Source organism: Streptomyces sp. NPDC102279, assembly GCF_044766365.1.
Taxonomy (GTDB): domain Bacteria; phylum Actinomycetota; class Actinomycetes; order Streptomycetales; family Streptomycetaceae; genus Streptomyces.
The window spans coordinates 517,622-543,489 of sequence record NZ_JBIWLU010000002.1 but is presented as its reverse complement, the minus strand read 5'-3'; the positions used below and the strand labels follow the sequence as shown (position 1 = coordinate 543,489).

Annotated in this window: 23 protein-coding genes; 14 read left to right on the top strand and 9 right to left on the bottom strand. The window is 72.1% G+C overall.

What is annotated here, in order from left to right; translation table 11 throughout:
• Window positions 1-2 precede the first annotated feature (2 nt).
• Genes ACIRQH_RS05960 through ACIRQH_RS05945 form a run of 4 tightly spaced genes read left to right on the top strand, consistent with a single transcriptional unit; the run spans window position 3 to window position 2,888 of the window.
• Window positions 3-758, top strand: coding sequence for an SDR family NAD(P)-dependent oxidoreductase (locus ACIRQH_RS05960; protein WP_404224559.1), 756 nt, complete (start codon window positions 3-5; stop codon window positions 756-758).
• The gene (locus ACIRQH_RS05955) at window positions 755-1,741 is read left to right on the top strand and encodes an aldo/keto reductase (RefSeq protein ID WP_404224400.1); all 987 of its coding nucleotides are present in this window, start codon (window positions 755-757) and stop codon (window positions 1,739-1,741) included. The genes ACIRQH_RS05960 and ACIRQH_RS05955 overlap by 4 nt, the downstream gene beginning before the upstream one ends.
• Window positions 1,738-2,052: an L-rhamnose mutarotase gene (locus tag ACIRQH_RS05950; protein ID WP_358819800.1), complete on the top strand. Its 315-nt coding sequence runs from the start codon at window positions 1,738-1,740 to the stop codon at window positions 2,050-2,052. Before ACIRQH_RS05955 ends, ACIRQH_RS05950 begins: the two co-directional genes overlap by 4 nt.
• Entirely contained in the window at window positions 2,049-2,888 is an 840-nt protein-coding gene (locus tag ACIRQH_RS05945) for an amidohydrolase family protein (protein ID WP_388931750.1), read from the top strand. The genes ACIRQH_RS05950 and ACIRQH_RS05945 overlap by 4 nt, the downstream gene beginning before the upstream one ends.
• A gap of 28 nt (window positions 2,889-2,916) precedes the next feature.
• On the opposite strand, the gene ACIRQH_RS05940 is transcribed toward ACIRQH_RS05945, so the two are convergent.
• Window positions 2,917-4,344, bottom strand: a complete 1,428-nt coding sequence (locus ACIRQH_RS05940; protein ID WP_404224398.1) for a lipase maturation factor family protein — start codon at window positions 4,342-4,344, stop codon at window positions 2,917-2,919.
• Window positions 4,345-4,461: 117 nt separating this feature from the next.
• Between ACIRQH_RS05940 and ACIRQH_RS05935 the strand changes: the two genes are divergently transcribed.
• From ACIRQH_RS05935 to ACIRQH_RS05925, 3 genes are all read left to right on the top strand, one after another.
• Window positions 4,462-5,733 carry a DUF6777 domain-containing protein gene (locus tag ACIRQH_RS05935; protein WP_388870969.1) on the top strand — a complete coding sequence of 424 codons (1,272 nt, stop codon included), beginning with the start codon at window positions 4,462-4,464 and terminating at the stop codon, window positions 5,731-5,733.
• A gap of 103 nt (window positions 5,734-5,836) precedes the next feature.
• Window positions 5,837-7,912, top strand: a complete 2,076-nt coding sequence (locus ACIRQH_RS05930; RefSeq protein ID WP_404224396.1) for a SpoIIE family protein phosphatase — start codon at window positions 5,837-5,839, stop codon at window positions 7,910-7,912.
• Window positions 7,913-8,044: 132 nt separating this feature from the next.
• Window positions 8,045-8,905 carry a DNA-formamidopyrimidine glycosylase family protein gene (locus tag ACIRQH_RS05925; RefSeq protein ID WP_358819795.1) on the top strand — a complete coding sequence of 287 codons (861 nt, stop codon included), beginning with the start codon at window positions 8,045-8,047 and terminating at the stop codon, window positions 8,903-8,905.
• 19 nt (window positions 8,906-8,924) lie between these two features.
• Here ACIRQH_RS05925 and ACIRQH_RS05920 read toward each other — a convergent pair whose 3' ends face one another.
• From ACIRQH_RS05920 to ACIRQH_RS05910, 3 genes are all read right to left on the bottom strand, one after another.
• Window positions 8,925-9,605: a zf-HC2 domain-containing protein gene (locus tag ACIRQH_RS05920; RefSeq protein ID WP_388870962.1), complete on the bottom strand. Its 681-nt coding sequence runs from the start codon at window positions 9,603-9,605 to the stop codon at window positions 8,925-8,927.
• A 201-nt stretch (window positions 9,606-9,806) separates the two neighbouring features.
• Window positions 9,807-10,322, bottom strand: a complete 516-nt coding sequence (locus ACIRQH_RS05915; RefSeq protein WP_358819793.1) for a hypothetical protein — start codon at window positions 10,320-10,322, stop codon at window positions 9,807-9,809.
• Between the two features lie 135 nt (window positions 10,323-10,457).
• Complete coding sequence (locus ACIRQH_RS05910) at window positions 10,458-11,006, bottom strand: sigma-70 family RNA polymerase sigma factor (RefSeq protein WP_358819792.1); 549 nt, start codon at window positions 11,004-11,006, stop codon at window positions 10,458-10,460.
• Between the two features lie 279 nt (window positions 11,007-11,285).
• Here ACIRQH_RS05910 and ACIRQH_RS05905 point away from each other — a divergent pair, with 279 nt between their 5' ends.
• Window positions 11,286-12,440, top strand: coding sequence for a CapA family protein (locus ACIRQH_RS05905; RefSeq protein ID WP_358819791.1), 1,155 nt, complete (start codon window positions 11,286-11,288; stop codon window positions 12,438-12,440).
• Between the two features lie 32 nt (window positions 12,441-12,472).
• Here the strand turns inward: ACIRQH_RS05905 and ACIRQH_RS05900 are convergent, their stop codons facing one another.
• Window positions 12,473-12,937 carry a universal stress protein gene (locus ACIRQH_RS05900; protein ID WP_358819790.1) on the bottom strand — a complete coding sequence of 155 codons (465 nt, stop codon included), beginning with the start codon at window positions 12,935-12,937 and terminating at the stop codon, window positions 12,473-12,475.
• A 101-nt stretch (window positions 12,938-13,038) separates the two neighbouring features.
• Here ACIRQH_RS05900 and lysX point away from each other — a divergent pair, with 101 nt between their 5' ends.
• Together lysX and ACIRQH_RS05890 are read left to right on the top strand one after the other, a co-directional pair.
• Entirely contained in the window at window positions 13,039-16,317 is a 3,279-nt protein-coding gene (lysX, locus tag ACIRQH_RS05895) for a bifunctional lysylphosphatidylglycerol synthetase/lysine--tRNA ligase LysX (RefSeq protein ID WP_404224392.1), read from the top strand.
• 81 nt (window positions 16,318-16,398) lie between these two features.
• Window positions 16,399-17,241, top strand: coding sequence for a polysaccharide deacetylase family protein (locus ACIRQH_RS05890; protein WP_388870954.1), 843 nt, complete (start codon window positions 16,399-16,401; stop codon window positions 17,239-17,241).
• A 78-nt stretch (window positions 17,242-17,319) separates the two neighbouring features.
• On the opposite strand, the gene ACIRQH_RS05885 is transcribed toward ACIRQH_RS05890, so the two are convergent.
• Entirely contained in the window at window positions 17,320-17,982 is a 663-nt protein-coding gene (locus tag ACIRQH_RS05885) for a class F sortase (protein ID WP_358819787.1), read from the bottom strand.
• 332 nt (window positions 17,983-18,314) lie between these two features.
• Between ACIRQH_RS05885 and ACIRQH_RS05880 the strand changes: the two genes are divergently transcribed.
• A complete protein-coding gene (locus ACIRQH_RS05880) occupies window positions 18,315-18,806 on the top strand; it encodes a hypothetical protein (protein ID WP_358819786.1) in 492 nt (163 codons plus the stop codon).
• A gap of 142 nt (window positions 18,807-18,948) precedes the next feature.
• Here ACIRQH_RS05880 and ACIRQH_RS05875 read toward each other — a convergent pair whose 3' ends face one another.
• From ACIRQH_RS05875 to ACIRQH_RS05865, 3 genes are all read right to left on the bottom strand, one after another.
• On the bottom strand, window positions 18,949-19,479 hold the full coding sequence (locus ACIRQH_RS05875) for a hypothetical protein (RefSeq protein WP_358819785.1): 531 nt from the start codon (window positions 19,477-19,479) through the stop codon (window positions 18,949-18,951).
• A 226-nt stretch (window positions 19,480-19,705) separates the two neighbouring features.
• Window positions 19,706-20,470 carry a hypothetical protein gene (locus tag ACIRQH_RS05870; RefSeq protein ID WP_388870949.1) on the bottom strand — a complete coding sequence of 255 codons (765 nt, stop codon included), beginning with the start codon at window positions 20,468-20,470 and terminating at the stop codon, window positions 19,706-19,708.
• A 15-nt stretch (window positions 20,471-20,485) separates the two neighbouring features.
• On the bottom strand, window positions 20,486-20,686 hold the full coding sequence (locus ACIRQH_RS05865) for a hypothetical protein (RefSeq protein WP_404224389.1): 201 nt from the start codon (window positions 20,684-20,686) through the stop codon (window positions 20,486-20,488).
• A 723-nt stretch (window positions 20,687-21,409) separates the two neighbouring features.
• Here ACIRQH_RS05865 and ACIRQH_RS05860 point away from each other — a divergent pair.
• The 3 genes from ACIRQH_RS05860 to ACIRQH_RS05850 all read left to right on the top strand — a co-directional run bounded on the left by ACIRQH_RS05860 (window position 21,410) and on the right by ACIRQH_RS05850 (window position 25,836).
• Window positions 21,410-22,348 (top strand): SCO0930 family lipoprotein, encoded by a 939-nt coding sequence (locus ACIRQH_RS05860; protein WP_358819782.1) that lies wholly within the window; start codon window positions 21,410-21,412, stop codon window positions 22,346-22,348.
• A gap of 543 nt (window positions 22,349-22,891) precedes the next feature.
• Entirely contained in the window at window positions 22,892-23,704 is an 813-nt protein-coding gene (locus ACIRQH_RS05855) for an SAM-dependent methyltransferase (protein ID WP_388870946.1), read from the top strand.
• Window positions 23,701-25,836 (top strand): EAL domain-containing protein, encoded by a 2,136-nt coding sequence (locus tag ACIRQH_RS05850; protein ID WP_358819780.1) that lies wholly within the window; start codon window positions 23,701-23,703, stop codon window positions 25,834-25,836. Before ACIRQH_RS05855 ends, ACIRQH_RS05850 begins: the two co-directional genes overlap by 4 nt.
• Window positions 25,837-25,868 lie beyond the last annotated feature (32 nt).

The window sequence follows — 25,868 nt, the reverse complement described above, 5'->3', positions numbered from 1 at the left end:
ACATCCGCGACTTCGACGGGCTCACAGCGCTCGTGACGGGCGGCGCCTCCGGCATCGGCCGGGCCGCCGCCGACCTCCTCACCGCCCGAGGTGCCCGCGTCGCCGTCCTCGACCTCGACCCGTCGTCGGTCGGCAAGCCGCTCACCGGCCACCGCGCCGACGTCACCGACGACGCCTCGGTGCGCGCGGCGGTGGCCGCCGCGGTCGACGGCCTCGGCGCCCTCGACGTACTGGTCAACAACGCGGGCATCGGCGCCCGCGGCACGGTGGAGGACAACGACGACGAGGAATGGAGCCGCGTGCTGGACGTCAACGTCCTCGGCATCGTGCGGACCACCCGAGCGGCCCTCCCTCACCTGCGGAGCTCCTCGCACGCGGCGATCGTGAACACCTGCTCCATCGCGGCCACCGCCGGACTGCCCCAACGGGCCTTGTACTCGGCCTCCAAGGGAGCCGTCCTCGCCCTCACCCTCGCGATGGCCGCCGACCACGTCCGCGAAGGCATCCGCGTCAACTGCGTCAACCCCGGCACGGTCGACACCCCGTGGGTCGGCCGGCTCCTCGAGGCCGCCCCCGACCCGGCCGCCGAACGCGCCGCCCTGGAGGCCCGCCAGCCCACCGGCCGGCTCGTGTCCGCGCCGGAGGTCGCCGGCGCCATCGCCTACCTGGCGAGCCCCTTGTCCGGCGCCACGACCGGCACCGCGCTCGCCGTCGACGGCGGGATGCAGGGGCTGCGACTGCGCCCGGCGGGCCGGTGAACACCCTCGGTGCGAGCGGCGTCCCGGTCGGCGCCCTCTCCTTCGGCGCCGCCGGCATCGGCAACCTGTACACCCAGGTGACCGACGAACAGGCCCGCGCGGCCGTCGACGCCGCCTGGACCTGCGGCATCCGTACCTTCGACACCGCCCCGCACTACGGCATCGGCCTCTCCGAGCGGCGGCTCGGCGCGGCCCTGCGCGACCGGCCCCGCGCCGAGTACACCCTCTCGACCAAGGCGGGCCGCCTGCTGGAACCCGCGGACGGCGGCGGCGACGACCTCGCCCAGGGCTTCGCGGTGCCCGCAACCCACCGCCGCGTCTGGGACTTCAGCGCCGACGGGGTACGCCGGAGCCTGGAAGCCAGCCTCGAACGGCTCGGCCTCGACCGGGTCGACGTCGTCTACCTGCACGACCCCGACGACCACGCCGAGCAGGCCTTCCGCGAGGCCTACCCGGCCCTGGAGAAGCTGCGCTCGCAGGGCGTCGTCGGCGCGATCGGCGCGGGCATGAACCAGACCGCGATGCTCACGCGCTTCGTCCAGGACACGGACGTCGACGTGGTGCTGTGCGCCGGCCGCTACACCCTCCTGGACCACAGCGCCCTCGGTGACCTGCTGCCCGCGGCCCGGCGGCGCGGCACCTCCGTCGTCGTCGGCGGTGCCTTCAACTCCGGCCTGCTCGCGAACCCGGGGCCCGGTTCGACCTACAACTACGCACCCGCACCAACCGAGTTGCTGGACCGGGCCCTCCGGCTGAAGGACATCGCCGAGCGGCACGGGACCACGTTGCGCGCCGCCGCCCTGGCCCTCCCCGCGGCACATCCCTCCGTGGTGAGCGTCCTCGTCGGCGCCCGCTCCGCCGCCGAAGTCCGGGACTGCGCGCAGCAGTTCGGCACCCCGGTGCCGGCCGCCTTCTGGCAGGAACTGCGCGCCGAGGGCCTGCTGCCGGACGCCGCCCCCCTCCCCCTACCGGAGCCGTCATGAGAGTCGCCCTGCACACCAAGGTCCGCGCGGAGCGCGTCGCCGCCTACGAGGCGGCGCACCGGCAGGTGCCGGCCGAACTCGCCACGGCGATCCGGGCGGCCGGAGCCACCTCCTGGACCATCTGGCGCAGCGGCACCGACCTGTTCCACCTCCTGGAGTGCGAGGACTACGGGCGCATGCTCGCGGAACTGGAGAAGCTGCCCGTCAACATCGCCTGGCAGGCCCGCATGGCCGAACTCCTCGACGTCGTGCACGACTACTCCGGCGCGGGCGCCGACGCGCGCCTGCCGGTGGTCTGGGAACTGCCGTGAGAGTCGACGCGCACCACCACGTCTGGGACCTCGCCGTCCGGGACCAGGACTGGATCACCGGACCCGAACTCCAGCCCTTGCGAAGGGACTTCGGGATGCCGGACCTCGGACCGGAGGCCGCGGCGGCCGGCGTGGACCGTACCGTCCTCGTGCAGACGGTCACCGTCGCCGAGGAGACCCCGGAGCTGCTCCGCCTGGCGGAGCGGAACCCCCTGGTGGCCGGCGTCGTCGGCTGGACCGACCTGACCCGCCCCGACGTCGCCGACGAACTGACGCGACTGCGGGAGCTGCCCGGCGGCCACCGCCTCAAGGGCATCCGCCACCAGGTCCAGGGCGAGAGCGACCCCGGATGGCTGCTGCGCCCGGACGTACGGCGCGGACTCGCGGCCGTCGCGGAGGCGGGACTCGTGTACGACCTCGTCGTGCTGCCCCACCAGTTGCCCGCGTGCGTCCGGGCCGCGGCCGGACACCCCGGGCTCACGTTCGTCCTCGACCACCTGGGCAAGCCCCCGATCGCCTCCGGTCCTCCGGAACCCTGGGCGGGCGCCGTCCGGGCACTGGCCGCGCTGCCCAACACCGCCTGCAAGCTCTCCGGGCTCGTCACCGAGGCCGACCCGGCCCGGCGGACCCCGGACGACCTGCGGCCGTACGCGGACACCGCGCTCGCCGCCTTCGGGCCCGGCCGGACGATGTTCGGCTCGGACTGGCCGGTGTGCACGCTCGCCGCGACCTACGGCGAAGTCATGCACATCGCCGAGGAGTTGACGACGGGTCTGAGCCCGGGCGAGCGGGAGGCGGTGTTCGCCGGGACCGCCACGCGCGTCTACGGACTCTGACCCGCGCGCTCCGGCCGGCCGCGGCGGCTCAGGGCGCCCGCCGCCGCGCACCACCCTCCAGCCGGGTCGGCGGCAGGAAGTCGCGTACGTACGTCCGGTGCCAGCACGCGCCCGTGTCGCGCAGTTCGTGCCACGTCGTGTACCGGTAGCGGAAGAGGCGGGCGCGGACGAAGCGGGGCGGGGCGTCCGCGGGGAACGGCGAGCGGCGCAGCAGCCGCAGCGTGTCCCGGTCGTTCACCAGAAGCCGTTCCACCAGCCCTCCGAACCACGCGTCGGCGTAGCCGGGGGAGAGCGCGGCGAACCACATCAGCCAGTCGAGGCGCAGATGGTAGGGCGCGAACGGGCGGGGCCAGTACCGGGGATCGCCCGGCTTGCCCCGGAACTCGTACTCCCGCCAGCCGCCGTCCTCGCGCGGAACCTCGTCGGCGGTGCCCTCGATCACCACCTCGTGGCGCACCCGGCTCACGCTGCCGAACGCCCCGTAGGTGTTGACGAGCCGGAGCGGATCGAAGGAGCGGTTCATGACCTGCCGCGGCGAGAGCATGTTGCGCACCGGCCGGACACTGAGCGCCAGCAGCCCGGCGGACACCGCGAGGACGACGATCTCGTACCAGAGGGGAGGCGCGGCGGTGTGCGGGGCGGTGCCGGGGATCCGTACCGCACTCACGGCGAGCACGATCGTCGTCCAGTTCAGCCAGGAGAAGTTGCCGGACAGGACCAGCCACAACTGGGTCAGGATCATCAGGCAGGCCGCGGCGGTCGCGATCGGCTGCGGGGTGAACAGCAGCACGGGCACCACGAGTTGGGTGACGTGATTCGCAGCCACCTCCACGCGGTGCAGCGGTTTCGGGAGGTGGTGGAAGAACCAGCTCAGCGGCCCCGGCATCGGCTGGGTCTCGTGGTGGTGGTCGAGGCAGGTCAGGTCGCGCCAGCAGGCGTCGCCCCGCATCTTGATCAGCCCCGCCCCGAACTCGACGCGGAACAGCAGCCAGCGCAACAGGAACAGGACGACGACGGGCGGCGCCACCTCGTCGTTGCCGAGGAGGACCGCGAGGAACCCCACCTCCAGGAGCAGGGACTCCCAGCCGAACGCGTACCAGGTCTGGCCCACGTTGACGACCGACAGGTACATCGCCCACGGGAGCAGCCACAGCAGCATCGAACCCCACAGCGGCAGATACGCGTCGACGCCCGCGATCAGCGCCACCGACACCGCGCAGCCCGTCCACGACCAGGCCGCGAAGAAGCGGTCCGAGTAGCGCAGGTGGAACACGCTCGGGGCATCCCGGAATCCCACCCGCCGCACGAAACGCGGCACCGGCAGCATCCCGCGCTCCCCGATCAGCGCCCGGAACTGCAGGGCCGCGCCGAGGAACGCGACGAGATACAGGACGGCCAGTCCCCGCTGGAAGACCAGCCGGGTCAGCCAGTAGTCGGGTGCCGTGAACCACTCCACGTCGAGCGCTCCTCTCCCGTCCATTGTGACGCTGGGTGACCGTACTCCGCTTGCGTGCGCCAAGAGGGTGACGCAGAGAATGATCCACGACTGGCCCGCGATGAACGGGAGAACGTGGTGCGCATACCCACCAGGCCCCTCGTCACCGGCGGCGCCCTCGCGGCGGTTCTCCTCTTCGCCGCGTGCGGTGGCGGCCATGACCGGGACACGGCAGCGAGTGGCCCGGACGACGGCGAGGTCCTCCTCCAGCCGCTCTCCGACCGCGGTCCGGACCCCTTCACGGAGTCGACCGCCACCGCCACCGGCACCCCGCCGTCCGTCACCCGAACGCCGCAACCGACGGCCACCGGTGACCAGGGCCCGCGCTCGTTCTCGGGCGCCACACCGGGCCTCTACGGAGGGACCCGGAACACCGGCAGCTGCGACGCCGGGCGACAGATCCGGGCTCTCGCCGCCGACCCGGCCAGGACCCGCGCCTTCGCCCAGTCCTCCGGCATCTCACCCGAATCCGTCCCCGACTACCTGCGAGGACTGACCTCGGTCGTACTGCGCGCGGACACCCGCGTCACCGACCACGGATTCCGCGACGGGCAGGCGACCGGGTTCCCGGCCGTGCTTCAGGCCGGTACGGCCGTCCTCGTCGACGACCGGGGCGTGCCCCGGGTGCGCTGTGCCTGCGGCAACCCGCTCGGCCGGCCCACCGCGACGGACGCCGACCCGGCCACCCGCGGCAGGCCCTGGAGCGGCTACCGGCCCGCCCGGGTCGTCGTCGTGACCCCGGCACCCGTCGTCATCACCGGCCTCACGATCATGGACGTCACGGCGAACACCTGGATCGAGCGGCCCCTCGGGCAGGACGGCCACCGGCACGACCACCCCGTACCGCGGCCCGGCGGGACGGCCCCGACCGGCCGCCCGGACGACTCCCCGAGCCCGCACGACTCGGGGAGCGGCACCGCTCCCCGCGACCAGGGCGGCGGGAGCCCGTCGCCTGACCGTTCCGCCGAGGACTGCGTCACGCCGGACGCGACGCGCACCGAGCCGCCGGAGACCGGCGGGACCGCCCCGGAGGAGTCCGCCGGATCCGGCACCGGGCCCGCCGTCGCACCGACCGACGACACCGCCATGGGCGTCTCACGCCGCGACCGCCCGTCCGGCCCCGGCGAGCCCGCGGACTGTGCCACGGCCACCCGCGGCGCGCCCCCTCCGACGAGGCCCGGAGCCACCCCGGCGCCCTCCCACTCCGGCGGGGAAGCCCCGCGCCGGACCGAGACCCCCGCCCCCGACCCCTCGGCCTCCCGCACGCCCGACGACGGCGGGCTGATCCCCGACGACCCGGATCCCGGCGAGAGCGTCTTCGACGTCTCCACCGGAGTGTTCGACGGCTGAGCGAACGCTCGGTTCCGGGGAGCCCGGGAAAGGGCTTCCCGGAACCCGGTGGAGGGGTGGCCCAGAAGTCGAATAATCGGGCAAATGCTGGCAAGGTGGGCCCATGGTTGATCGGGGAGCGAGCGCCCTGTCACTCCCGGACGACTGGCCCGCCCACCCGGATCCGATCCTGGCGCTCAATCGCATGGGCAGCTTCGACTGGGACCTGGACACCGGTCTGATGCACATGGACGCCCAGGCCCACGAGGTCTTCGACGTGCGCCCGGACGAGTACGACGGGCTCCCCGCCTCCCTCGCCATGCGCGTGCCCCCCGCCGAGTCGACGCGCCTCGACACGATGGTGTCCCACGCGCTCAAGGACGGCAGCGAGAACTACGGCGCCTACTTCCGCATCCGCCGCCGCGACGGTGCGCTGCGCTGGACCCACACCCAGGGCTACATCCGCCGTGACGAGAACGGCCGGCCGCGCCGGATCGTCGGCATCGTCCGGGACGCGACCGACGAGCTGAGCGAGGCGGCGGCGCGCCGTGAGCAGGCCGCCCAGGACGAGGCCCGGCGCCATCAGACGAACGTCGTCCAGCTCACCACGGCGGCGCTGGCCCACGCCGTCACCGTCCAGGACGTCATCGACGTCCTGGAGGACACCCACGGCCTCACCCACCTCGGGGCGACCAGCCTGGTCATGGGCCTGGTCGAGGCGGGCCGCATCCGCATGGTCGCCACGGGGCCGGTGGACAGCTACGTCCCCGGCACCCGGGTCACCCGCCTGGACGCGCAGTACCCCATGAACGAGGTCGTACGAAACCTCTCGCCGCACTTCATCGAGTCGCCGGAGGAGTTCGCCGAGTCGTACCCGCTGCTGTGGCCGAACATCACCGGCCTGAACATCACCTCGGCCGCCTATCTGCCGCTCATCGTGCAGGCCCGCCCCATCGGCGCGATCGGCCTGCTCTACAACGACCGCCGCGGCTTCTCGGAGGACGAGCGCAACGTCCTCGTCGCCCTCGGCAGCAGCATCGCCCAGAGCCTCCAGCGGGCCATGTTCTTCGAGCAGGAGAAGGACCTCGCCCAGGGCCTCCAGCAGGCCATGCTGCCGCGCTCCATCCCCAGCGTGCCGGGCGCGGACATCGCCGTCCGCTACCGCTCCGCCTCGCTCGGCCGCGACATCGGCGGCGACTGGTACGACCTCATCCCGCTGCCCGGCGGCCGCGTCGGCGCCGTCATCGGGGACGTCCAGGGCCACGACACGCACGCCGCCGCCGTCATGGGCCAGCTGCGCATCGTGCTGCGCGCCTACGCCGCGGAGGGCCACACCCCGGCCACCGTGATGGCCCGGGCCTCGGTCTTCCTCGACGAACTCGACACCGACCGCTTCGCGACCTGCCTGTACGCCGAGATCGACCTGTCCACCGGAGTGGCCCAGCTGGTCCGGGCCGGTCACATCGACCCGCTGGTCCGGCACACCGACGGCACGTGCAGGCGGCTGCCCGTGGAGGGCGGCCTGCCGCTCGGCCTGTCCGCCGAGTTCGGTCGCCTCGAATACCCGGTCGCCACCATCGAACTCGACCCGGGCCAGACCCTGCTGCTGTGCACCGACGGACTCGTCGAAGTACCGGGCGCCGACCTCGACGACGGCATGCACACGCTCAGGGAGGTGATCCGTGTCGGCCCGCCGGACGTCGACGACCTCGCCGACACGCTCATCGACATGGCGGAGGACCGTGGCGGGGACGACGACGTCGCGCTGCTGCTCCTGCGCCGCCGCGGCCTGAGCGACCAGCGCTCCGGCGGACGGCTCCAGCACCACGTGGCACCGGGCGATCCCGAGGCGCTCATCGAGGCCCGGCACATGATCCGGGCCGCGGTCCGCGCCTGGGGGGCCGGCGAGCGGGCCGACGAGATCGAGCTGGTCGCCGACGAACTCATCACCAACGCCCTCATGCACACCGAGGGCTCGGCCGTCGTCACCCTGCGGGTCCTGACCGGATCCGACCGCAGGCTGCGCGCCGAGGTCGAGGACTCCTCCAGCGCCCTGCCGCGCCGCCGCGAGGCCGGCGAGTCCGGTGTTTCGGGCCGGGGGCTGCTCCTCGTCGACCGGCTCACCGACGTGTGGGGCGTGGAGGCTCGGGGCGGCGGCAAGGCCGTCTGGTGCGAGTTCGTCGTCCGGGAACGGGACTGAAAAGCTCCGAACGGCCCGCACCGGCTCGGAACAGCGCTGAGCAGCCCGGAACAGCGCCGGACGGCCCGGAACGCCGCGGGACGGCCGGAGGCGTTCGGTAGCGCTGTCGGTGCCGGATGGCACTCTGGACGTATGCCGGAACTGCCCGAGGTCGACGCACTCAAGGACTTCCTGGCCGACCGTCTCGTCGGCCGCGAGATCGTGCGCGTGCTGCCCGTCGCCATCAGCGTCCTGAAGACCTACGACCCTCCCGTCTCGGCGCTGGAGGGGCGCGCGGTCACGGCAGTCGGCCGGTTCGGCAAGTTCCTCGACATCGACGCGGACGGCCTGCACCTCGTCACCCACCTGGCCCGCGCGGGCTGGCTGCACTGGCGGGACACCCTCCCGGACGGCCGGCCCCGGCCCGGCAAGGGCCCGCTCGCGCTGCGGGTCGCGCTGGAGACCGGCGAGGGTTTCGACCTCACCGAGGCCGGCACCCAGAAGCGCCTCGCGGTGTACGTCGTCGCGGACCCCGGGCAGATCCCCGGCGTCGCCCGCCTCGGCCCCGACCCGCTCGCCGACGACTTCGACGAGGAGCGCTTCACGGGACTGCTCCAGGGGGAGCGGCGTCAGCTCAAGGGCGCGCTGCGCGACCAGAGCCTGATCGCCGGCGTGGGCAACGCGTACAGCGACGAGATCCTGCACGTCGCCAGGATGTCGCCCTTCAAGCTCGCCTCCTCCCTGACCCCGGAGGAGACCCGCCGCCTGTACGAAGCGCTGCGCGTCACCCTCACCGAGGCGGTGGAGCGCTCCCGCGGGCTGGCCGCCGGCCGGCTCAAGGCCGAGAAGAAGAGCGGGCTGCGGGTGCACGGGAGAGCGGGGGAGGCCTGCCCGGTGTGCGGCGACACCATCCGCGAGGTCTCCTTCAGCGACTCCGCCCTCCAGTACTGCCCGACGTGCCAGACCGGCGGCAAGCCGCTGGCGGACCGGCGGATGTCCCGCCTGCTCAAGTAGCGGAGCGGACGGGCGCCGCTCAGGGGGCCTTGAGGGTCACCAGGTGCTTGCCGTCCGCCGTGCGCACCTCGAACCGGCCGATGTCGGCGGTCCGCAGGGCCGCGCCTCCCCGCATCCGGGTGGCCTCGCCGTTGTGCGGCGGGACCATCCAACTGGTCACGGTCTCCTCCGTGCCGTCCTTGCCGACGGCGACGAGCTGACAGGACCGCGGGCCTCCGGCGTCCTTGACCTGTACCTCGACATCGGTGCCCCACGTCCGGTCCGCGGTCGTCACCTCGGCCCAGACCCCGGTCTCCGCGTCGGTGGCGGCGACACGGCCCTCCTGGGGGTCCGCCGCGGCGACCCGGTTCGTCGGGGTGTCGTGCGCCGTGACGACGGCGATCGCGGGGCCGCCTGCCGCGAGGACCACGGAGGCCGCCACGACGTACAGGAGGCGCCTTCGCCCCGCCCGGTTGCGTGCGGCCACCTCGCCGAGCAGCCGGTCGAGCAGCCGCGGCCCGGGGGCGGCGAACGGGTGCACCGTGCGCGGCGTCGAGCGGCGGTACAGCATCAACTGCCGTGTGGCGGGACGAAACTCGCTCACGTGCGCCGTACACCGAGGGCACTCCATGAGGTGGTCCTCGAAGCGGAAGGCTTCCGCCTCGTCGAGCACGCCGAGTGCGTAGGCGCCGACGTCGCCATGCCGTTCCAGGGACCTCATACCGAATACCGAATCCTCGTGGCGATGGTGCGGACTGTGAGTGGTGCTGCTGTTGCCCACGGGTACGCACCAGACCGCCGAATCACTCAAGACCCGTCCGGAATCGCGGTTCAGACATTCGGAGCGCCGGTGCCCGCGGATTGGTGCGGGCCCGAAGAAATATCGCGGCGCGGTGGAGGAGGCGGTGGCGGGGGGACGCTCTCAGAAGAGGTGGATGGCGAGATGCCCGAGCGGAAGTCCCAGCCGCCAGGCGGGCGTCCACACCTTCGGACCGTCGTCCTCGCCCGGACCGGGGCCGCCGCCGGGCACCGCGTCCAGGTCGGGAGCGAGCAGTTCGGTCTCCTCCAGCCAGCGCCAGGCCGTCGACGCCAGCTCCAGGTCGGGATCGGGCGCGGCCGATCCGGCGGCCTCGGCCGCGCGCAGGGCCATGTGCTCGCGCACCCACTCCTGCCAGGGCTGGTCGTAGGCGGTCAGGGAGAGCCAGGTCTCCAACTGCGTGATGACCCGGATCCCGGAGAGTTCGCCGCTGCTGTCGGACAGGAAGATGGTCAGCGCGAGGGCGTCACGCCCGGCGCGGAACTCGAAGGACGTCGGCGGCATCAGATCGCCGGTCCGCAGCAGTTCGTCGGCGATGTACTCGGCGTACAACCAGGCCATGGGGACGGTGAGTTCGCCACCCCCGGTGCCGTCCGTGCTCTCTTGCCCTCTGTGCAGCATCCCTTCCTGCCCTCCTCCGGTGCGTGCGCGTCGCCCGACCCCGGGCCCCGGTCCGGAACACGGATGAGGCAAGCTGAGTGCTCAACCATGGTCGTCAGCAAGGCGCTTTACGGAGGTTTGACTAAGCCTTCGGTTTCACCGCAGGTCGGCCGCATATCCCGGAAGTACCCGGCGCAGGGCGCGCAGCGCGTAATACGCGCGGGACTTCACGGTACCGGGCGGAATGCCCAGGGCCGCCGCGGCCTCCGCCACACTCGCCCCCTGGAAGTACACGAGCACCAGGACTTCACGGTGCTCGGGAGTGAGTGTCTTCACAGCCTCCCGCACATCGAGGGTCGCCGCCGACCGTTCGGCGTGATCCGCACAGATGCGCGCATGGTCGAGGACGGCGTCCCCGACCTCGGGCGGCCGTGCCTGCCGGGCCCGCCGCGCGTCGATGGCGAGCCGCCGTCCCACGGTGAGCAGCCAGGGGCGGACGGACTCGAAGGCGTCGGCCCGTAGCGCCTCGGGGTGCTGCCAGGCGCGTACGAGGGTCTCCTGCAGCAGGTCCTCGGCCCGCTGCCGGTCGCCGTCCGACAGGCGGAGCAGCAGGGCGAAGAGGGGGCGGCCGTGCTCGCGCTGCAGCGCGGCCAGCTCGTGCTCGGCGGTCGTCCCGCTCGGGATGGTGATGGTTCCGGCCGTCATGGCGTGTATGGCAGCGCGATGCGCTCCGCGCGGACAGGCCGCTGACACGCCCGTGCGGTGGGCGGTCGAAGCCGTCGGTGAACGGTGCGCCGAACGGTCCGGCGAGGTGGAGCCCGGGATTCCGGCGGCCCCGCACGCCCGTTCGACGCCGGTTACCCCAACGGGCGGGCTCGCGGGCGCCGAACGGGCGAGCCGTGGTGGTGCCTCCTTGACCGCCGGCCGCCCGTGTACCTGGAATCGCCTCAATTAGTAATCAAATACGACCAGATGGGGCCGGACATGATCACACGTGCGCGACAGATCAATCTGGCCGTCGCGGCCGTCCTCATCGCCACGGCGGCGGCCTGCCAGGCCCAGGACTCGGCCGGCGACCGCCGGGACGGACAGGCCGCTCCCGGTGCCACCCGCCCCTTCACCCTGGTCGCCTCGGGGGACGTGCTGCCGCACAGCTCGATCATCGACCGCGCGGCCTCCGACGCCGGAGGCGACGGATACGACTTCCGGCCGATGCTCGCGGGGGTCCGGCCGATCGTCTCCGGTGCCGACCTGGCGATCTGTCACATGGAGACCGTGTACGGCGCGGACGGCGACTACGCGGGATACCCCGTCTTCAAGTCCCCGCCCCAGGTGGCCGAAGGGCTCGCCGCGACGGGCTACGACGCCTGCTCCACCGCCTCGAACCACAGTCTCGACGACGGCGCCGCGGGCATCCGCCGCACCCTGGACGCGCTCGACCGCGCGGGCGTGCGGCACGACGGTTCCGCGCGCACCGCGCGGGAGGCGAGCGCGGCCACCGTGCTGCGGGCGGGCGGCGCCCGGGTCGCCCACCTCGCCTACACGTACGACACGAACGGGATCCCGCTCCCGCAGGGACAGCCCTGGGCCGTCCGGACGATCGACCCGGACCGGATCGTGGCGGACGCCCGCGCCGCCCGGAAGGCGGGCGCGGACGTGGTCGTCGTGTCGCTGCACTGGGGCACCGAATGGCAGGACGAGCCCGATGAGCGGCAACTGGACCTGAGCCGCCGGCTGACCGCGTCCGCCACCGCCGGGCGGCCCGACATCGACCTGATCCTCGGCACCCACGCGCACGTCCCGCAGGCCTACGAGAAGGTCAACGGCACCTGGGTCGTCTACGGCATGGGCGACCAGATCGCGGGCGAGATGTACAACGGCGACGGCGTCCAGGACCCGCGCGGCAACGAGAGCACCATCGGACGGTTCACCTTCGCGCCCCCCGCACGGGCGGGCGAGCGCTGGAACGTCACGAAGGCCGAGTTCGTCCCGCAGGGCTTCGACCTCGACGCCGGCCGGGTCCTCGACCTCAACGCCGCGCTGGACCAGGGGGCCGCGGTCGGTGCCGTCCGCGACCGTATCCGCGACGTCGTCCTGAGCCGGGGCGCGGCCAAGGACGGCCTCGTGATGGGGAAGTAGGGAGCGTCCGTGCGCGGTGTGGGGGCGGCGGGCTACGGCACGACGGTGACGGGCCAGCGGCCCGCCTTCACCAGCCGGATCGCCACCGACCCCACGATCCGGTGACCGGCCTGCTCGGAGGCGCCCACCACCACCGCGTCGGCCTTCAGCTCGTCGGCCGCGGTGACCAGGCCGTTGTACGGATCGCCGCGGAAGGTGTGGAACTCCCAGCGCACATCGAATATGTCCTTCACCCGCTCGGCCGCGTCGCGGATGTACTGGATCAGATCCTCGGCGATCTCGTCCGTCGTCTCCGCCACCGGCACCCCGAGCGCCGCCCCCGCCGCCATCACCGGCTGGACGTAGACGACGGTGAGCAGGGCCCGCTGCCGCCGTGCCAGACCCGCCGCGTACGCCGCGGCGCGCAGCGAGGAGTCGGAGCCGTCCACCCCGACGACGATGACCTTGGGACCGTCCGTCCCGCGCTCGAACCCCTGTGCGTGCTGCTCATCCGTCACGGCTGCGAGGTTAGCGGAACCCGCAGGTCCCACGGCCGCGGGGGAGCCCGGAAACTTCGCTCGACGGGCGGGGCGGCGCACCCCTTCCTACAGTCGGAAGCATGAGTTCCACCGTGGAGGCCCGCCCGTCCAAGGACAGAGCAGCTCCGGCGCGACCGTCCCCGCACGGATTCCTCAGCAAAGTGCCCGAGGGTTTCGCGACCTTCTTCGGCATCATCGGACTGCTCTGCGCCGTACTGGCCTTCATCGCCCCGCTGCGCCGGGTGCTGCGCCCGGTCACGCGCTTCCTCGACCTGCTGATCATCCCGGTCAGCGCGAACCTCGCCTACGCCGTCTTCCTCTTCCTGCTCGCCGCCGCCACGGCCGCCCGCAAGAAGATCGCCTGGTGGCTGGTGGTCGTCTACCTCGGTCTGCTGGTCCTCACGGACATCCTCGGCGTCGCCGTCGGCCTGTACGCGCAGTCCGTCCCCTCCCTGGTCGTCTGCGGGCTCCTGCTGGCCCTGCTGATCGTGGCCCGCCGCGAGTTCTACGCCGACTCCCGGCGCGGGGCCGTGCGGCTGGCCCTGCTCGTCCTGATCGCCGGACTCGTCGTCGCGATCCTGGTCGGCTGGGGCCTGGTGGAACTGTTCCCGGGCACCCTGCCGCACAGCCAGCGACTCCTGTGGGCCGCCAACCGGGTGTGCGGCGGACTGGTGTCCGGCGGATCGTTCGACGGCCGGCCCCCGCACTGGCTGTACTTCGTACTCGGCCTGTTCGGCGCCCTCGCCCTGCTCAACGCCGCCGCCACGCTCTTCCGTTCCCAGCGCATGGTGGCGGCCCTGCACGGCGACGAGGAAGCCCGCATCCGCGCCCTCCTCACGGCCTACGGAGCCGACGACTCCCTCGGCTACTTCGCCACCCGCCGCGACAAGGCCGTCGTCTTCTCGCCCAGTGGCAAGGCGGCCGTCACCTACCGCGTCGAGGCCGGAGTCTGCCTCGCCAGCGGCGACCCCGTCGGTGACCGGGAGGCCTGGCCGCACGCGATCGACGCCTGGCTCGACGTGGCCCGCCGCTACGCCTGGGCGCCCGCCGCGATGGGCGCCTCCGAGGACGGGGCCAAGGCGTACGCGCGGGCCGGGCTCGGCGCCCTCCAGCTCGGCGACGAGGCCATCCTGCACGTCGCCGGCTTCGACCTCGGTGGCCGCGACATGCGCGTCACCCGACAGGCCGTCAACCGCGTCAAGCGCTCCGGCGCCACCTGCCGGGTGCGCCGCCACTCCACCCTCACCGAGGCCGAGATGGAGGAGATCGTCCGCCGGGCCGACGCCTGGCGCGACACCGAGACCGAGCGCGGCTTCTCCATGGCCCTCGACCGGCTCGGCGACCCCGAGGACGGCGACTGTCTGCTCGCCGAGGCGATGGACTCCGACGGCAGGCTCCTCGCCCTGCTCTCCTTCGTGCCCTGGGGCCGCGACGGCGTCTCGCTCGACCTGATGCGCCGCGACCGCAGCGCACCCAACGGCGTCACGGAGTTCATGGTCGCGGAGGTGTGCGCCGCGGCCGGGAAGTTCGGCGTACGGCGCATCTCCCTCAACTTCGCGGTGTTCCGGTCCGTCTTCGAGGAGGGCGCCCGCATCGGCGCGGGGCCCGTGCTGCGGCTCTGGCGCCGGCTGCTGCTGTTCTTCTCCCGGTGGTGGCAGCTGGAGGCGCTGTACCGCTCCAACGCCAAGTACCACCCCGAGTGGTACCCGCGCTTCATCTGCTACGGAGAGACCGGCTCCCTCGCCCGCATCGGCACGGCGTCCGCCATCGCCGAGGGCTTCGTCTCCGTCCCCTCCCTGCGCTCCCTGTGGGGCAAGGGGCACTCCAGAGGGGGACCCGAGCCGGCCACCACGGCGGGACTGCCCTCCCTGGCCGCTCTCGGCCTCGACACCGGCGACGGGAGCGTCGCGGAGGACCCCACCGCGGCCCTGCCCGACCAGGTCCGGGTGCGGCACCGCAAGCTCGAACGGCTGCGCGCCGACGGCACCGACCCCTACCCGGTCGGCATCCCGCCGCGCACCCATCTGCTGTCCGAGGTCCGCGGCGGCGAGGACGTCACCGTCGCCGGGCGCGTGATGCTCGTACGCGACTTCGGCGGCATCCTCTTCGCCGTGCTGCGGGACTGGTCCGGCGACCTCCAGCTCGCCCTCACCCGCCAGGAGTCCGGAGCGGCCCTCGACCGCTTCCGCCAGGTCGTCGACATCGGCGACCACATCACCGCCGACGGTCTCGCGGGCGCGAGCGACCGGGGCGAACCCACGGTCTTCGTCAGCTCCTGGCAGCTCACCGCCAAGTGCCTGCGCCCGCTGCCCGACAAGCGCAAGGGTCTCGCCGACCCCGAGGCCAAGGTGCGCCGCCGCTATCTCGACCTGGTGTCCAGCCCCGGCGCCCGCGATGTCGTACGGTCCCGCTCCACGGCCGTCCAGGCGCTGCGCCAGGGCCTCCTGGAACGCGGCTACCTGGAGGTCGAGACCCCGATGCTCCAGCAGATCCACGGAGGCGCCAACGCCCGGCCGTTCACCACCCACATCAACGCCTACGACCTGAACCTCTATCTGCGCATCGCACCCGAGCTGTACCTCAAACGGCTCTGCGTCGGCGGACTGGAGAAGGTCTTCGAGATGGGCCGCACCTTCCGCAACGAGGGCGTCTCCTACAAGCACAACCCCGAATTCACGATGCTGGAGGCCTACCAGGCCTTCGCCGACTACGACGTGATGCTCGACCTCGCCCGCGAGCTGATCCAGGGCGCCGCGACCGCCGCCTTCGGCTCACCGATCGCCCGCAAGGGCGGCACGGAGTACGACATCTCCGGGGAGTGGCCCGTCAAGACGGTCTACGGCGCGATCTCCGAGGCGCTCGGGGACGAGATCGACGCCGACACCTCCGTCGAGGCCCTCCAGCGGCTCTGCGACCGGGCGGGCGTGCCGTACGTGGACGACGACGGGCGCGGCGACATCGTCCTGGAGATGTACGAACGTCTGGTCGAGGAGAAGACGCAGCTGCCCACCTTCTACAAGGACTTCCCGACCGACGTCTCCCCGCTCACCCGGCAGCACCGCACGGACCCGCGTCTCGCGGAACGCTGGGACCTCGTCGCCTTCGGCACGGAACTGGGCACCGCCTACTCCGAGTTGACGGACCCGGTCGAGCAGCGCCGCCGGCTCACCGCGCAGTCGCTGCTGGCGGCCGGGGGAGACCCCGAGGCGATGGAGCTCGACGAGGACTTCCTCGACGCGCTCGAGTACGCCATGCCGCCCACCGGCGGACTCGGGATCGGCGTCGACCGGCTCGTCATGTTCCTGACCGGGCTGACGATCCGCGAGACCCTGCCGTTCCCGCTGGTGCGCCGCCGCTGAAATGGTCCAGGCGGGTGCTTTCGGAAGCCTCCCCCGGTGTTGCTCAACTCGGCGGGCCCTCCGCCGGGTGACTGATTGGTCATGAAAAAGGATCAGCTGATCACCCGACGTAAGGCGTTGGTCGCCGGCGCCGCGGTGCTGGGGGCGGCGGGGGTCGCGGGCACAGCCCACATCCTGACCTCCGACCCGGCCGCACAACCGGTGCGGGTCCCGCCCCGCTCCGGCCCGCAGGCCGCCCGCGCCGTCACACCGTCCGCGTACCGCCTCCAGCCGATCACCGGCTACGGGCCGCCGCAGAGCGCTCCCGGCAAGACGGTCGTCCGCCACGAGCCGTTCCTGCGCATGTCCGGGCGGGGCCGCACCATGGTGCTGACCTTCGACGACGGCCCCGACCCGCTCTACACCCCCGACGTCCTGCGCATCCTGCGCGAGTACGACGTGCGCGCGACGTTCTTCGTGTGCGGGGAGATGGCCGACGACAACAAGGACCTGCTCGGTCGGATGGCTGACGACGGTCACATCGTCGGCAACCACACCTGGACGCATCCGCTGCTGACCTCGCTCTCCCGTTCCAGGATCCGCTCGGAGATCGAGCGCACGAGCAAGGTCATCAAGAACGCCTACGGCGAGTCCCCGGCCTGGTTCCGCGCGCCCTACGGGGCGTGGAACAGGGCCACCTTCCAGATCCAGGCCGACCTCGGCATGGAACCGCTGGCGTGGACGATCGACACGAACGACTGGGCCACCCCGGGCGTCCGCTCGATCGTCGGCACGGTGGAGAAGGAGGCCGCCCCCGGCGTCGTCGTCCTCTCGCACGACGCGGGCGGCAACCGCTCGCAGAGCGTGCAGGCGCTGCGCGAGTACCTGCCGCATCTGCTGGACTCCGGCTACCACCTCACCGTGCCGCGCAGGAACGGCGTATAGGCGGAAAGAGAAGCCGGCCGGCGGGAGAGAAAGAGAACTCCCGCCGGCCGGCTTCTGCTCACCGGGTTCGTGGAACGCTCAGCGCGTTTCGACCATTTTCGCGAACACGACCACGTTCCCGTCGTATCCGTGCTGCTTGGAGAAACCGCCGCCGCACGTGATGACGCGCAGTTCGGGCGTTCCCTTGCTGTTGTACACACGGTCGCCGGGGAAATTCTCCTTGGAGAAGACCTCGATGCCGTAGATCTCGAACACCGCCGTCTTTCCGTCCTTGCGCTGAACCTCGACCCGGTTCCCCTTCTTGAGCGCACCGAGCCCGTAGAAGACCGCGGGACCGCGCATGTTGTCGACATGGCCGACGATCACGGAGGTGCCCTTCTCGCCGGGCGAGACCGCGCCGGTGAACCAGCCGGCGAGATTGGGGTCGTCGGGCGGCGGCGCCGCTACCCAGCCGTCGGCGTCCAGCCCCACCGGCATCACCGGGGTGTCGACCCGGATGGCCGGGATCCGCACCCGGTCGACGACGGAGTAAGGCAACGGGTCCGGGGTCTTGGCGAAGGTGCCACTGGAGGTGCGGCTGTCCGCGGCGGCCGCCGAGGCGGGCTGCGGGGGACCCACGTCGAACTCACCGGACCCGTTCCGAATGAGCGCGAGACCGGTCAGCAGAACAAGCGCTATCACGCCCCAAGGAGCGCGCTTCCTCTGCCGTTCCTCCTCTTCGGCCAGCTCGGACGCAGACATTCGCCATCCCCTCTCGACGTGGCCGTCGCCGCGTCAGTCGCGCATATGAGCACGCTAATCGCAGCGGAGCCGCCGGGCGACGGGGCGCGGGCGAACGGGTGGCGGCACGGACGTCTTCTGCGCCATCCGAGTTGCCATGACCAGGAATTTTCTGACGGTCCGTGACCTGCGGCAATATCCGATTGTGCGGAATTCTCTCGGCGTGTCCTCTCACCAGGACGGACCATTCTCGAAATGCGGGCGTGTGCACGGCATCTGAGGGTCTGTCTGGGAGGCGCTTTCTCGCCGATCCACCGGGGACGGTTCCCGGGGGCGTCTCCGCGGAGGATCACATGCGTACTACTCGTGCCCTGGCGGTGTCTGCCGCCGCGGTCGCCGCCGTGGGGCTCGCCGCCCCGACGGCCGCGGCGTGGAACAGTCCGAGCAACATCGTCGCCATGCCCAGCGTCATCGCCCGCGGCGGTCAGCTGACGGTGACGGTCGACGGGTGCTCGCGAGGGGGCACCATGACCTCGCCGGCCTTCCGTGAAGCGCGGCTCAGGCCGCTCGTCGGCGGCCGCAACGAGACGTCGAGCGGAACGGCCACCATCAACCAGGACGCCCGCCCCGGCTCGTACGACATCACCGTCAACTGCGAGGGGACGGGACCGCTCACCCGCCCTGCGGCGTTCACCGTCATCGGCGGCACCCGCGGTGGTCTCGGTGGCAGCAGCTCCATCGGTGCCACTCCCACCGACATGGCGATCGGCGGTGGCCTGGTGGCCGCGGCGGTCGTCGGTGGCGGGGTGTTCTGGATGCGCCGCCGGTCCGAGAAGCACATCTGACCGTTCGCGGCGTTCCACCACAGGGACGGGCCGGCCCCAGCCCCTCGGGGGCCGGCGGTCCGCCCCGGAGACAGCGTGCACGGCACAGCGCTTCGCGCCGGACCCTCCCGACGGGTCCGGGGGGAAGCGCTGTGCCGTGCTGTCAGGAGTCGTCGGACGCCGCGCGGCGCCGCGTCATGTACCAGGCCGCGCCCACGGAACCGGCGATCAGCGCCGCCCCCATGCCGATCTCCTTGAGGTCGAAGCCGCCGACGCTGCCGCCGGCTCCCGCGCGCACACCCCGCTCCAGAGGGACCGGGGTCGGACTGGTGGTCCGGCCGCTCGCGATGGTGAGACCGGTGCTGCCGCTCGCCCCGCCGCACGAGAACGTCACGTCGTACACGGCACCGGGCCTGGCGTCCCAGTCGACCATGGCGGTGGCCGAGGACTGGCCCGGCGGGATCGTGACGGTGTCGAAGACGCCGGAGGTGACCGTCGCGTTCCCGCGGCACCCGCCGTCCCGCTTCAGCAGCAGCGACACCTGGCCGCCCGCGGCGATGGTGGACGGCTGCACGCTGAAGCCGAACGGGGTGATGTCGTGGTCGTCCCGGTCACCGGCGACGGCGGCGGGTGCGGCGAAGGTCAGGGCGGTCACGCCCAGCAGTGCGGCCGAAGCGACGCGTATCGCGCGCATGGTGAGCCTCCAGGTCCCCGAGGAGCCTTGCTGCGGACCATTTCCGCATTGCGCCAGAAATGCACCTCGATGATCGGAACGGTAGGAAAGGGTGCGTCCGTCCGCGATCCCTGTAGTGCGAACGGGTCACGTCTGTGGGCCGCACGGGGGACGCGGTGCGTCCGGCCGGGGGACGGACACGGCGTGGCGTCCGTCCCCCGGCGGCTGGTTCCGACCGGCTGCGTCGTCAGCCGGGAAGGTGCGGGAACAGCGCCGTGAAGGGCTCCACGGACGCCGCGATCCCCCTGCTGTAGGGCGCGTCGAAGTCCCAGATGAGGAACAGCAGGAACGCGATCAGCGCGGAGAACAGCCCGGCGAGGATCAGCTCGCGGGGGGTACGCCTGATCTGCAGCGCGAAGATCATCCCGACGGTGACCACGGCACCGATGATCAGCCCGAACCACACCACCCCGGGCATGGTCGCCCCGGTGGAGTCGGCCCGGGCGCTGCGCGCGGCGTCGGCCGCCGTCACCTGGTCCAGGAGCGGCTGGTACGCCTGGGCCTCGAAGTCCGACTTCGGCTCGTAGTCGGTGACGTCGTGCCGGATCTGTTCGAGCAGGCGGCCGCCCTGGGCGGTCACCCGGCCGTGCTCCGTCATGGACTTCCACTCCTTGGTGACCACGTAGTCGACGTAGGCGTCGACGTCACCGCGGATGCGGTCGCGGACATCGGGCGGGTAGACCCGGACCCGCTCGGAGATCTCGTGCAGCGCCTGGGCCTCCGCCTGCACGTGGTCCTGGGCGGCCCCGCGGGCCTCCCACACGCCGGCGATCGCCAGACCCAGGACGATGGCGTACACCACGCCGATCATCATCGTCATGTACTCGATGACGTCCGGGGTCTCGCTGGGGTCCTCGTCCTCGCGCGCCCGGCGATGCCGGACGAGCGTCACGATGAGGACCACGATGCACGCGGCCGCCATCGCGAGGGCGAGAACAAGCCAATCCGACAAGGTTTGCCTCCAGGGTCAGCGCGGGCGCAGCGCCGCGACGGCGAGCACCGCGGGCGCGGTGATGAGCAGGGTGAACGAGACCAACGACGGGCCGCTGCGGGGCTGGTGCTTGTGCGGCGTGGGGCGGTACGCCGGATAGCTGACCGGTTCGGGCGCGGGCCTGGGGCGCGCGCTCGGCGTCGGCTCGGGTTTCGGCGTGGGTCTCGGAGGCGGCACCGGTGCCGGCCGGGGCGGCATGGGCTTCGGTTTCGGCGCGGGAGGCGGCGGTGGCGGTGGCGGTGGCGGCGGCGGCTTGGGCGCCGGCGCGTGGGTGGGCGGCGGGGGTGTCGGTTTGGGCGTGGGTTTCGGTTTGGGCGGGGGTGGCGGCTTCGGCGGCGGGGGCGGTGTGGGCGTGGGTGTCGGGGGGCACGGCGGTGGTGGGGTCGGGGGCGGGCACCATGGCGTGTTTCCGGCGACGGCGACCGCTCCGTCACCCGCCACGGCCACTGCTCCGTCGCCCGCCACGGCCACCGCGCTCACGCCGTCTCCGCCCGGGCCGGTGGAGGCGTACGCGCAGGCGTCTGCCGCGGCCGTTCCGCTCGGCGCGCCGACGAGCAGCCAGCTGAGCGCCGCCACCGCCAATACGCGTATGACGAGGGCGGATCGGGTTCGTTGGGGTCCTTGCACGACGAAGATCATGGGGTGCGCGCGACGGAGCCACGCCGGAGTACGGATGAATGCCCCCGAAGGAAGGACGTCCGGCATGCGGTGGTTTGACGCTCCGTACGGGAAGCGCGGCCCGTGTTCGCACGCACGCGCGAAGAACTCGTCACCCCTGTCACAGGCTTCCGAAAGAAAGTTGCGGCCCACTTGAACACTCCCGCCCCTTCCGCCCGTACCTAGGGCCATGCGCGGCGCAGCAGGGCGCTGCACCACTTATGCGAACAGCGGGAGTTACCCATGAAGACCTCCTGGCGGAGCGCCTCACTCGTAGCGGCAGCTGCGGCCGTGCTGGCGCTCACGACGGCGTGCGGTCAGGAACAGGGCACCCCTACGACGGGCAGTCAGAACGTCGGGGCGACCGCCGCCGCGGGTGGCTACGGGACGAGCACCACGGCGGGCAACGGCTACGGCGCCGACTCCAAGGACCAGGCCGCCGCCAAGGCGGAGCCCGCAGGTCAGCTCGCCGTCACGGAGAGCGCGAAGCTGGGCAAGGTGCTGACCGACGGCGCCGGACTCACGCTCTACCGCTTCGACAAGGACACCGCGGAGCCCCCGAAGTCCAGCTGTGACGGCACGTGCGCGACTGCCTGGCCGCCGGTGCCGGCCGACGGTGCCGAGGCCGCCGCGGGCGTCGACAAGTCGCTGCTCGGCGAGGTGACGCGCGCCGACGGCACGAAGCAGCTGACGGTCGCCGGCTGGCCGATGTACCGCTTCGCCAAGGACACCAAGGCCGGCGACGCCAACGGCCAAGGCGTGGGCGGCACTTGGTACGCCTCCGCTCCCAACGGCAAGAAGGCGACGCTTGCCGACCTGCCCGGCCTGTCGGTCCGCAAGGACGCGAAGCTCGGCGAGGTCGTGGTCGACAAGAACGGGATGACCGTCTACCGCTTCATGAAGGACCAGGCCTGGCCCGTCTCGAAGTCCGCCTGCACGGGCGCCTGCCTGGAGAAGTGGCCGGCCGTCGCGCCGGTCGCCTCGAACGACACCAAGGGCGTCCAGAAGAAGGGCCTGATGGGCTTCACGCGCCCTGACGGAGTGAAGCAGATGACGGTGAACTGCTGGCCGATCTACACCTTCTCCGGTGACACCGCACCCGGGGACACCAACGGCCAGGGCGTGGGCGGCACGTGGTACGCCGTCGCACCCGACGGGAAGCCGGTCGGCGTGTCGAAGTAAAGCGTCAGCTGGCGGAGTTGATCGACCCGCCCGAACACCGAGCGACGCGGAAGGGAGTGGACACGGACAGGCAGTGTGCCGGACGACGACATGACGCGCGCGACCCCGGGTCCGCCCCCTCCGCACCGCACGGAGGGGGCGGACTCTTGGCGTGACCGGGTGACCGGGTGACCGCGTGACCGCGCGTCGATGGACGGTGGAGTGGTGAACTGGCCGCCGGCGAGGGCGAGTCGGCGCGCCGCCGCCCAACGTGAAAGGTCCGGCCGGCGGCCCGGATGTGAAAGAGTGCGGCGGCTCCTTCGGCGGCGTGGCCACGCTTCGTGATCCCCCGGAGCCATTTGGAACGCTTCGGAGGGATATCGCAACGGCGGTGCGTGGCGTGTTCGAGTGACGTTCGCGGACGGCAATTCGGCACTTGCCCGAGGCAGTGACCGGGAACGGACGGTCAATTTCCGTTTTGGCTCGCCCCTTTGGCGGGCGATCAGTAGCCTCTGCTCGAACACCGGATCGCCTACGCCGTCGACTACGCCCTTGGAGAGATAGATGGAGCGTCCCGCCTGGGCCCCCCGCAGCATTGACATCTCGGTGCCGAGCGTGTCCCGAATGTATGACTACTACCTGGGCGGTTCGCACAACTTCGAGGTCGACAGGGAAGCGGCCCGCAAGGCGATGGAGTTCATGCCGGGGCTCCCCAAGGTCATGCAGGCCAACCGCGCGTTCATGCGCCGTGCCGTCCGATTCGCCGCCGGGGAGGGCATCGACCAGTTCCTCGACATCGGCTCGGGCATCCCGACGTTCGGCAACGTCCACGAGGTCGCGCAGGCCGCCCGGCCCGGCGCGCACGTCGTCTACGTCGACCACGATCCCGTTGCCGTCGCACACAGCCAGGCCGTTCTGAAGGACATCGAGAACGCGGACGTCGTCGCCGCCGACCTTCTCAAGCCGCAGGAGATCCTGGCCAGTGCGCCCGTCCAGCAGCTGATCGACCTGAAGCGGCCGGTCGCGCTCCTCCTCGTTGCCATACTTCACTTCGTGGAGAACGCGGACGACCCGTACAGTGCGGTGGCCGAACTGCGTGACGCCCTGGCGCCGGGGAGCATGCTGGTCGTCACCCACGCCGCGTTCGAGGGGATTCCGCTCCCGCAGGAGCAGGCCGAGGGCGCGGTCGGCGTCTACAAGAACATCCGCAACCCGCTGATCATGCGCACGCGCGAGGAGATCGCGCGGTTCTTCGAGGGGTACGACATGGTGGAACCCGGCCTGGTGCCGATGCCGGACTGGCGGCCGGACACGGCACCCGAGGACGAGGATCCTTATTCCTTCTCCGGGTTCGGCGGCGTGGGACGCACGGCGTGACCGCCGAGCCGGACGGACCGGAGGACAGACTGCGCCGGTTCGCGACGATCTGGAGCCGCGCGGTCTTCCCGGTCACCTCCACGTCGCTGACCCGCCCCGAGTTCGAGGTACAACTCCTGCCCCTCGCCCGACGGTTGAGTGAGGCACTGCGGGCCAGGACCTTCGAGGCGGAGGCGGGGCACACGGTCGGCTCCGCGCTCGTCGCCGCGCACTGCACCGACCCCGAGGCGCTCAGCAGGGCCCTCGACTGTGTCGACGCCTACCTGGTGCTCTACTGCGGTGAGGGCGGCCATCAGGAGACGTTGCGTAACCGGTCCGCGCGGCTCCAGCACGCGATGGCCGCCGGCTACGCGCGAGCGCTGCGCGAGCGGACGCTCACCGAGCAGCAGGCCATCTCCCAGGCGGCGCTGACCGCCCGCAGTGCCGTCGCCGAGGCGCTGCACGACAGCGAGGCCCGCTTCCGGGCCGTCTTCGAGGGCGCGGCGATAGGGATCGGCATCGCCGACCTCGACGGCAACATGCTGCAGGCCAACGGCGCGCTGCTGCGCATGTTCGGCGGCTCCGAGCAGACCATGCGCGGCCGCCGGGTCACCGAGTGGACCCATGCCGAGGACGCCCCCCAAGTCTGGCGTCTGTACGAGGAGTTGGTGCGCGGCGAGCGTGACCACTACCACGTCGAGAAGGCCTTCTACCGCCCCGACGGCACCGCCCTGTGGACCAACCTGACGGTCTCGCTGCTGCGGGACGCCGACGGCGAGCCCCAGTACCAGCTCGCGCTGATGGAGGACACCACCGAGCGGCGGCTGCTCAATCTGCGGCTGCGTTACGAGGCGACGCACGACGCGCTCACCGGACTCCCCAACCGCACGCTGTTCTTCGAGCGTCTGGAGAAGGCACTGGCCGCGGGGGAGGGGCAGCGCTTCGGGCTCTGCTACCTCGACCTCGACGGCTTCAAGACCATCAACGACAGCCTCGGGCACGCGGCCGGCGACCGGCTGCTCGTCGAGGTCGCCGACCGCCTCCAGTCCTGCGCGACCGCCTCCGGCGAGATGGTCGCCCGGCTCGGCGGCGACGAGTTCGTGGCCCTGACGACGGGGCCCGACACCGAGCGCGAGGTCGAGGAACTGGCCGGGCGCATCATGAACGCGCTCGTCACGCCGATCAGCATCGACGGCCGTGATCTGACCGTGCGCGGCAGCATCGGCGTCGTGGAGGGCCCGTCCGGGGTGCGCGGCGCCGCCGACGTGCTGCGCAGCGCCGACATCACGATGTACCGGGCCAAGTCCGCGGGCGGCAACCGTTTCGAGCTGGCCGATCCGGAGGCGGACGCCCGCGCGATCACCCGGCACGGGCTCACCACGGCCCTGCCCGCGGCCCTGGACCGGGGCGAGTTCTTCATCGAGTACCAGCCGCTGGTGCACCTCGGTGACGGCAGCGTGCGCGGTGCCGAGGCGCTGGTGCGCTGGCTGCATCCGCAGCACGGTGTGCTGAGCCCCGACCGTTTCATCCCGCTGGCCGAGCACACCGGACTGATCGTGCCGCTCGGCCGCTGGGTCCTGGAGCAGTCGGTCCGCCAGGCCCGCACCTGGCAGCAGCGGTACCCCGGCGACAGCCCGCTGCGGGTCAACGTCAACCTCTCGCCCTGCCAGTTGACCCATCCCGGTCTGGTCCAGGACACGGTCGACATCCTGGAGCGCGAGGGCCTCGACGCACAGGCGCTCTGCCTGGAGGTCACCGAGTCCGCCCTGATCGGTGCCGACGACGACCTGCTGAAACCGCTGCGCCGGCTCGCCGAGATGGGCGTCGACATCGCGCTGGACGACTTCGGTACGGGCTACTCGAACCTCGCCAACCTGCGGCGTCTGCCGGTCAGCATCCTGAAGCTGGACCGGTCCTTCACCCAGGGCATGCAGCAGTTCCCGGCCGATCCGGTCGACCTGAAGATCGTCGAGGGCATCGTCTCGCTGGCCCACAGTCTGGATCTCGCCGTCACGGTCGAGGGCGTGGAGACCGGCGCCCAGGCCGAACAGCTGCGGATACTGGGCTGTGACACGGCGCAGGGCTGGTACTACGCCCGGCCGGGCCCGCCGGACCGGCTGCACGAACTGGCGCTGGTCGACGCGACCGGCTGAAGGCCGGGGCGCGGCGTGGTCTCCTGGAACGG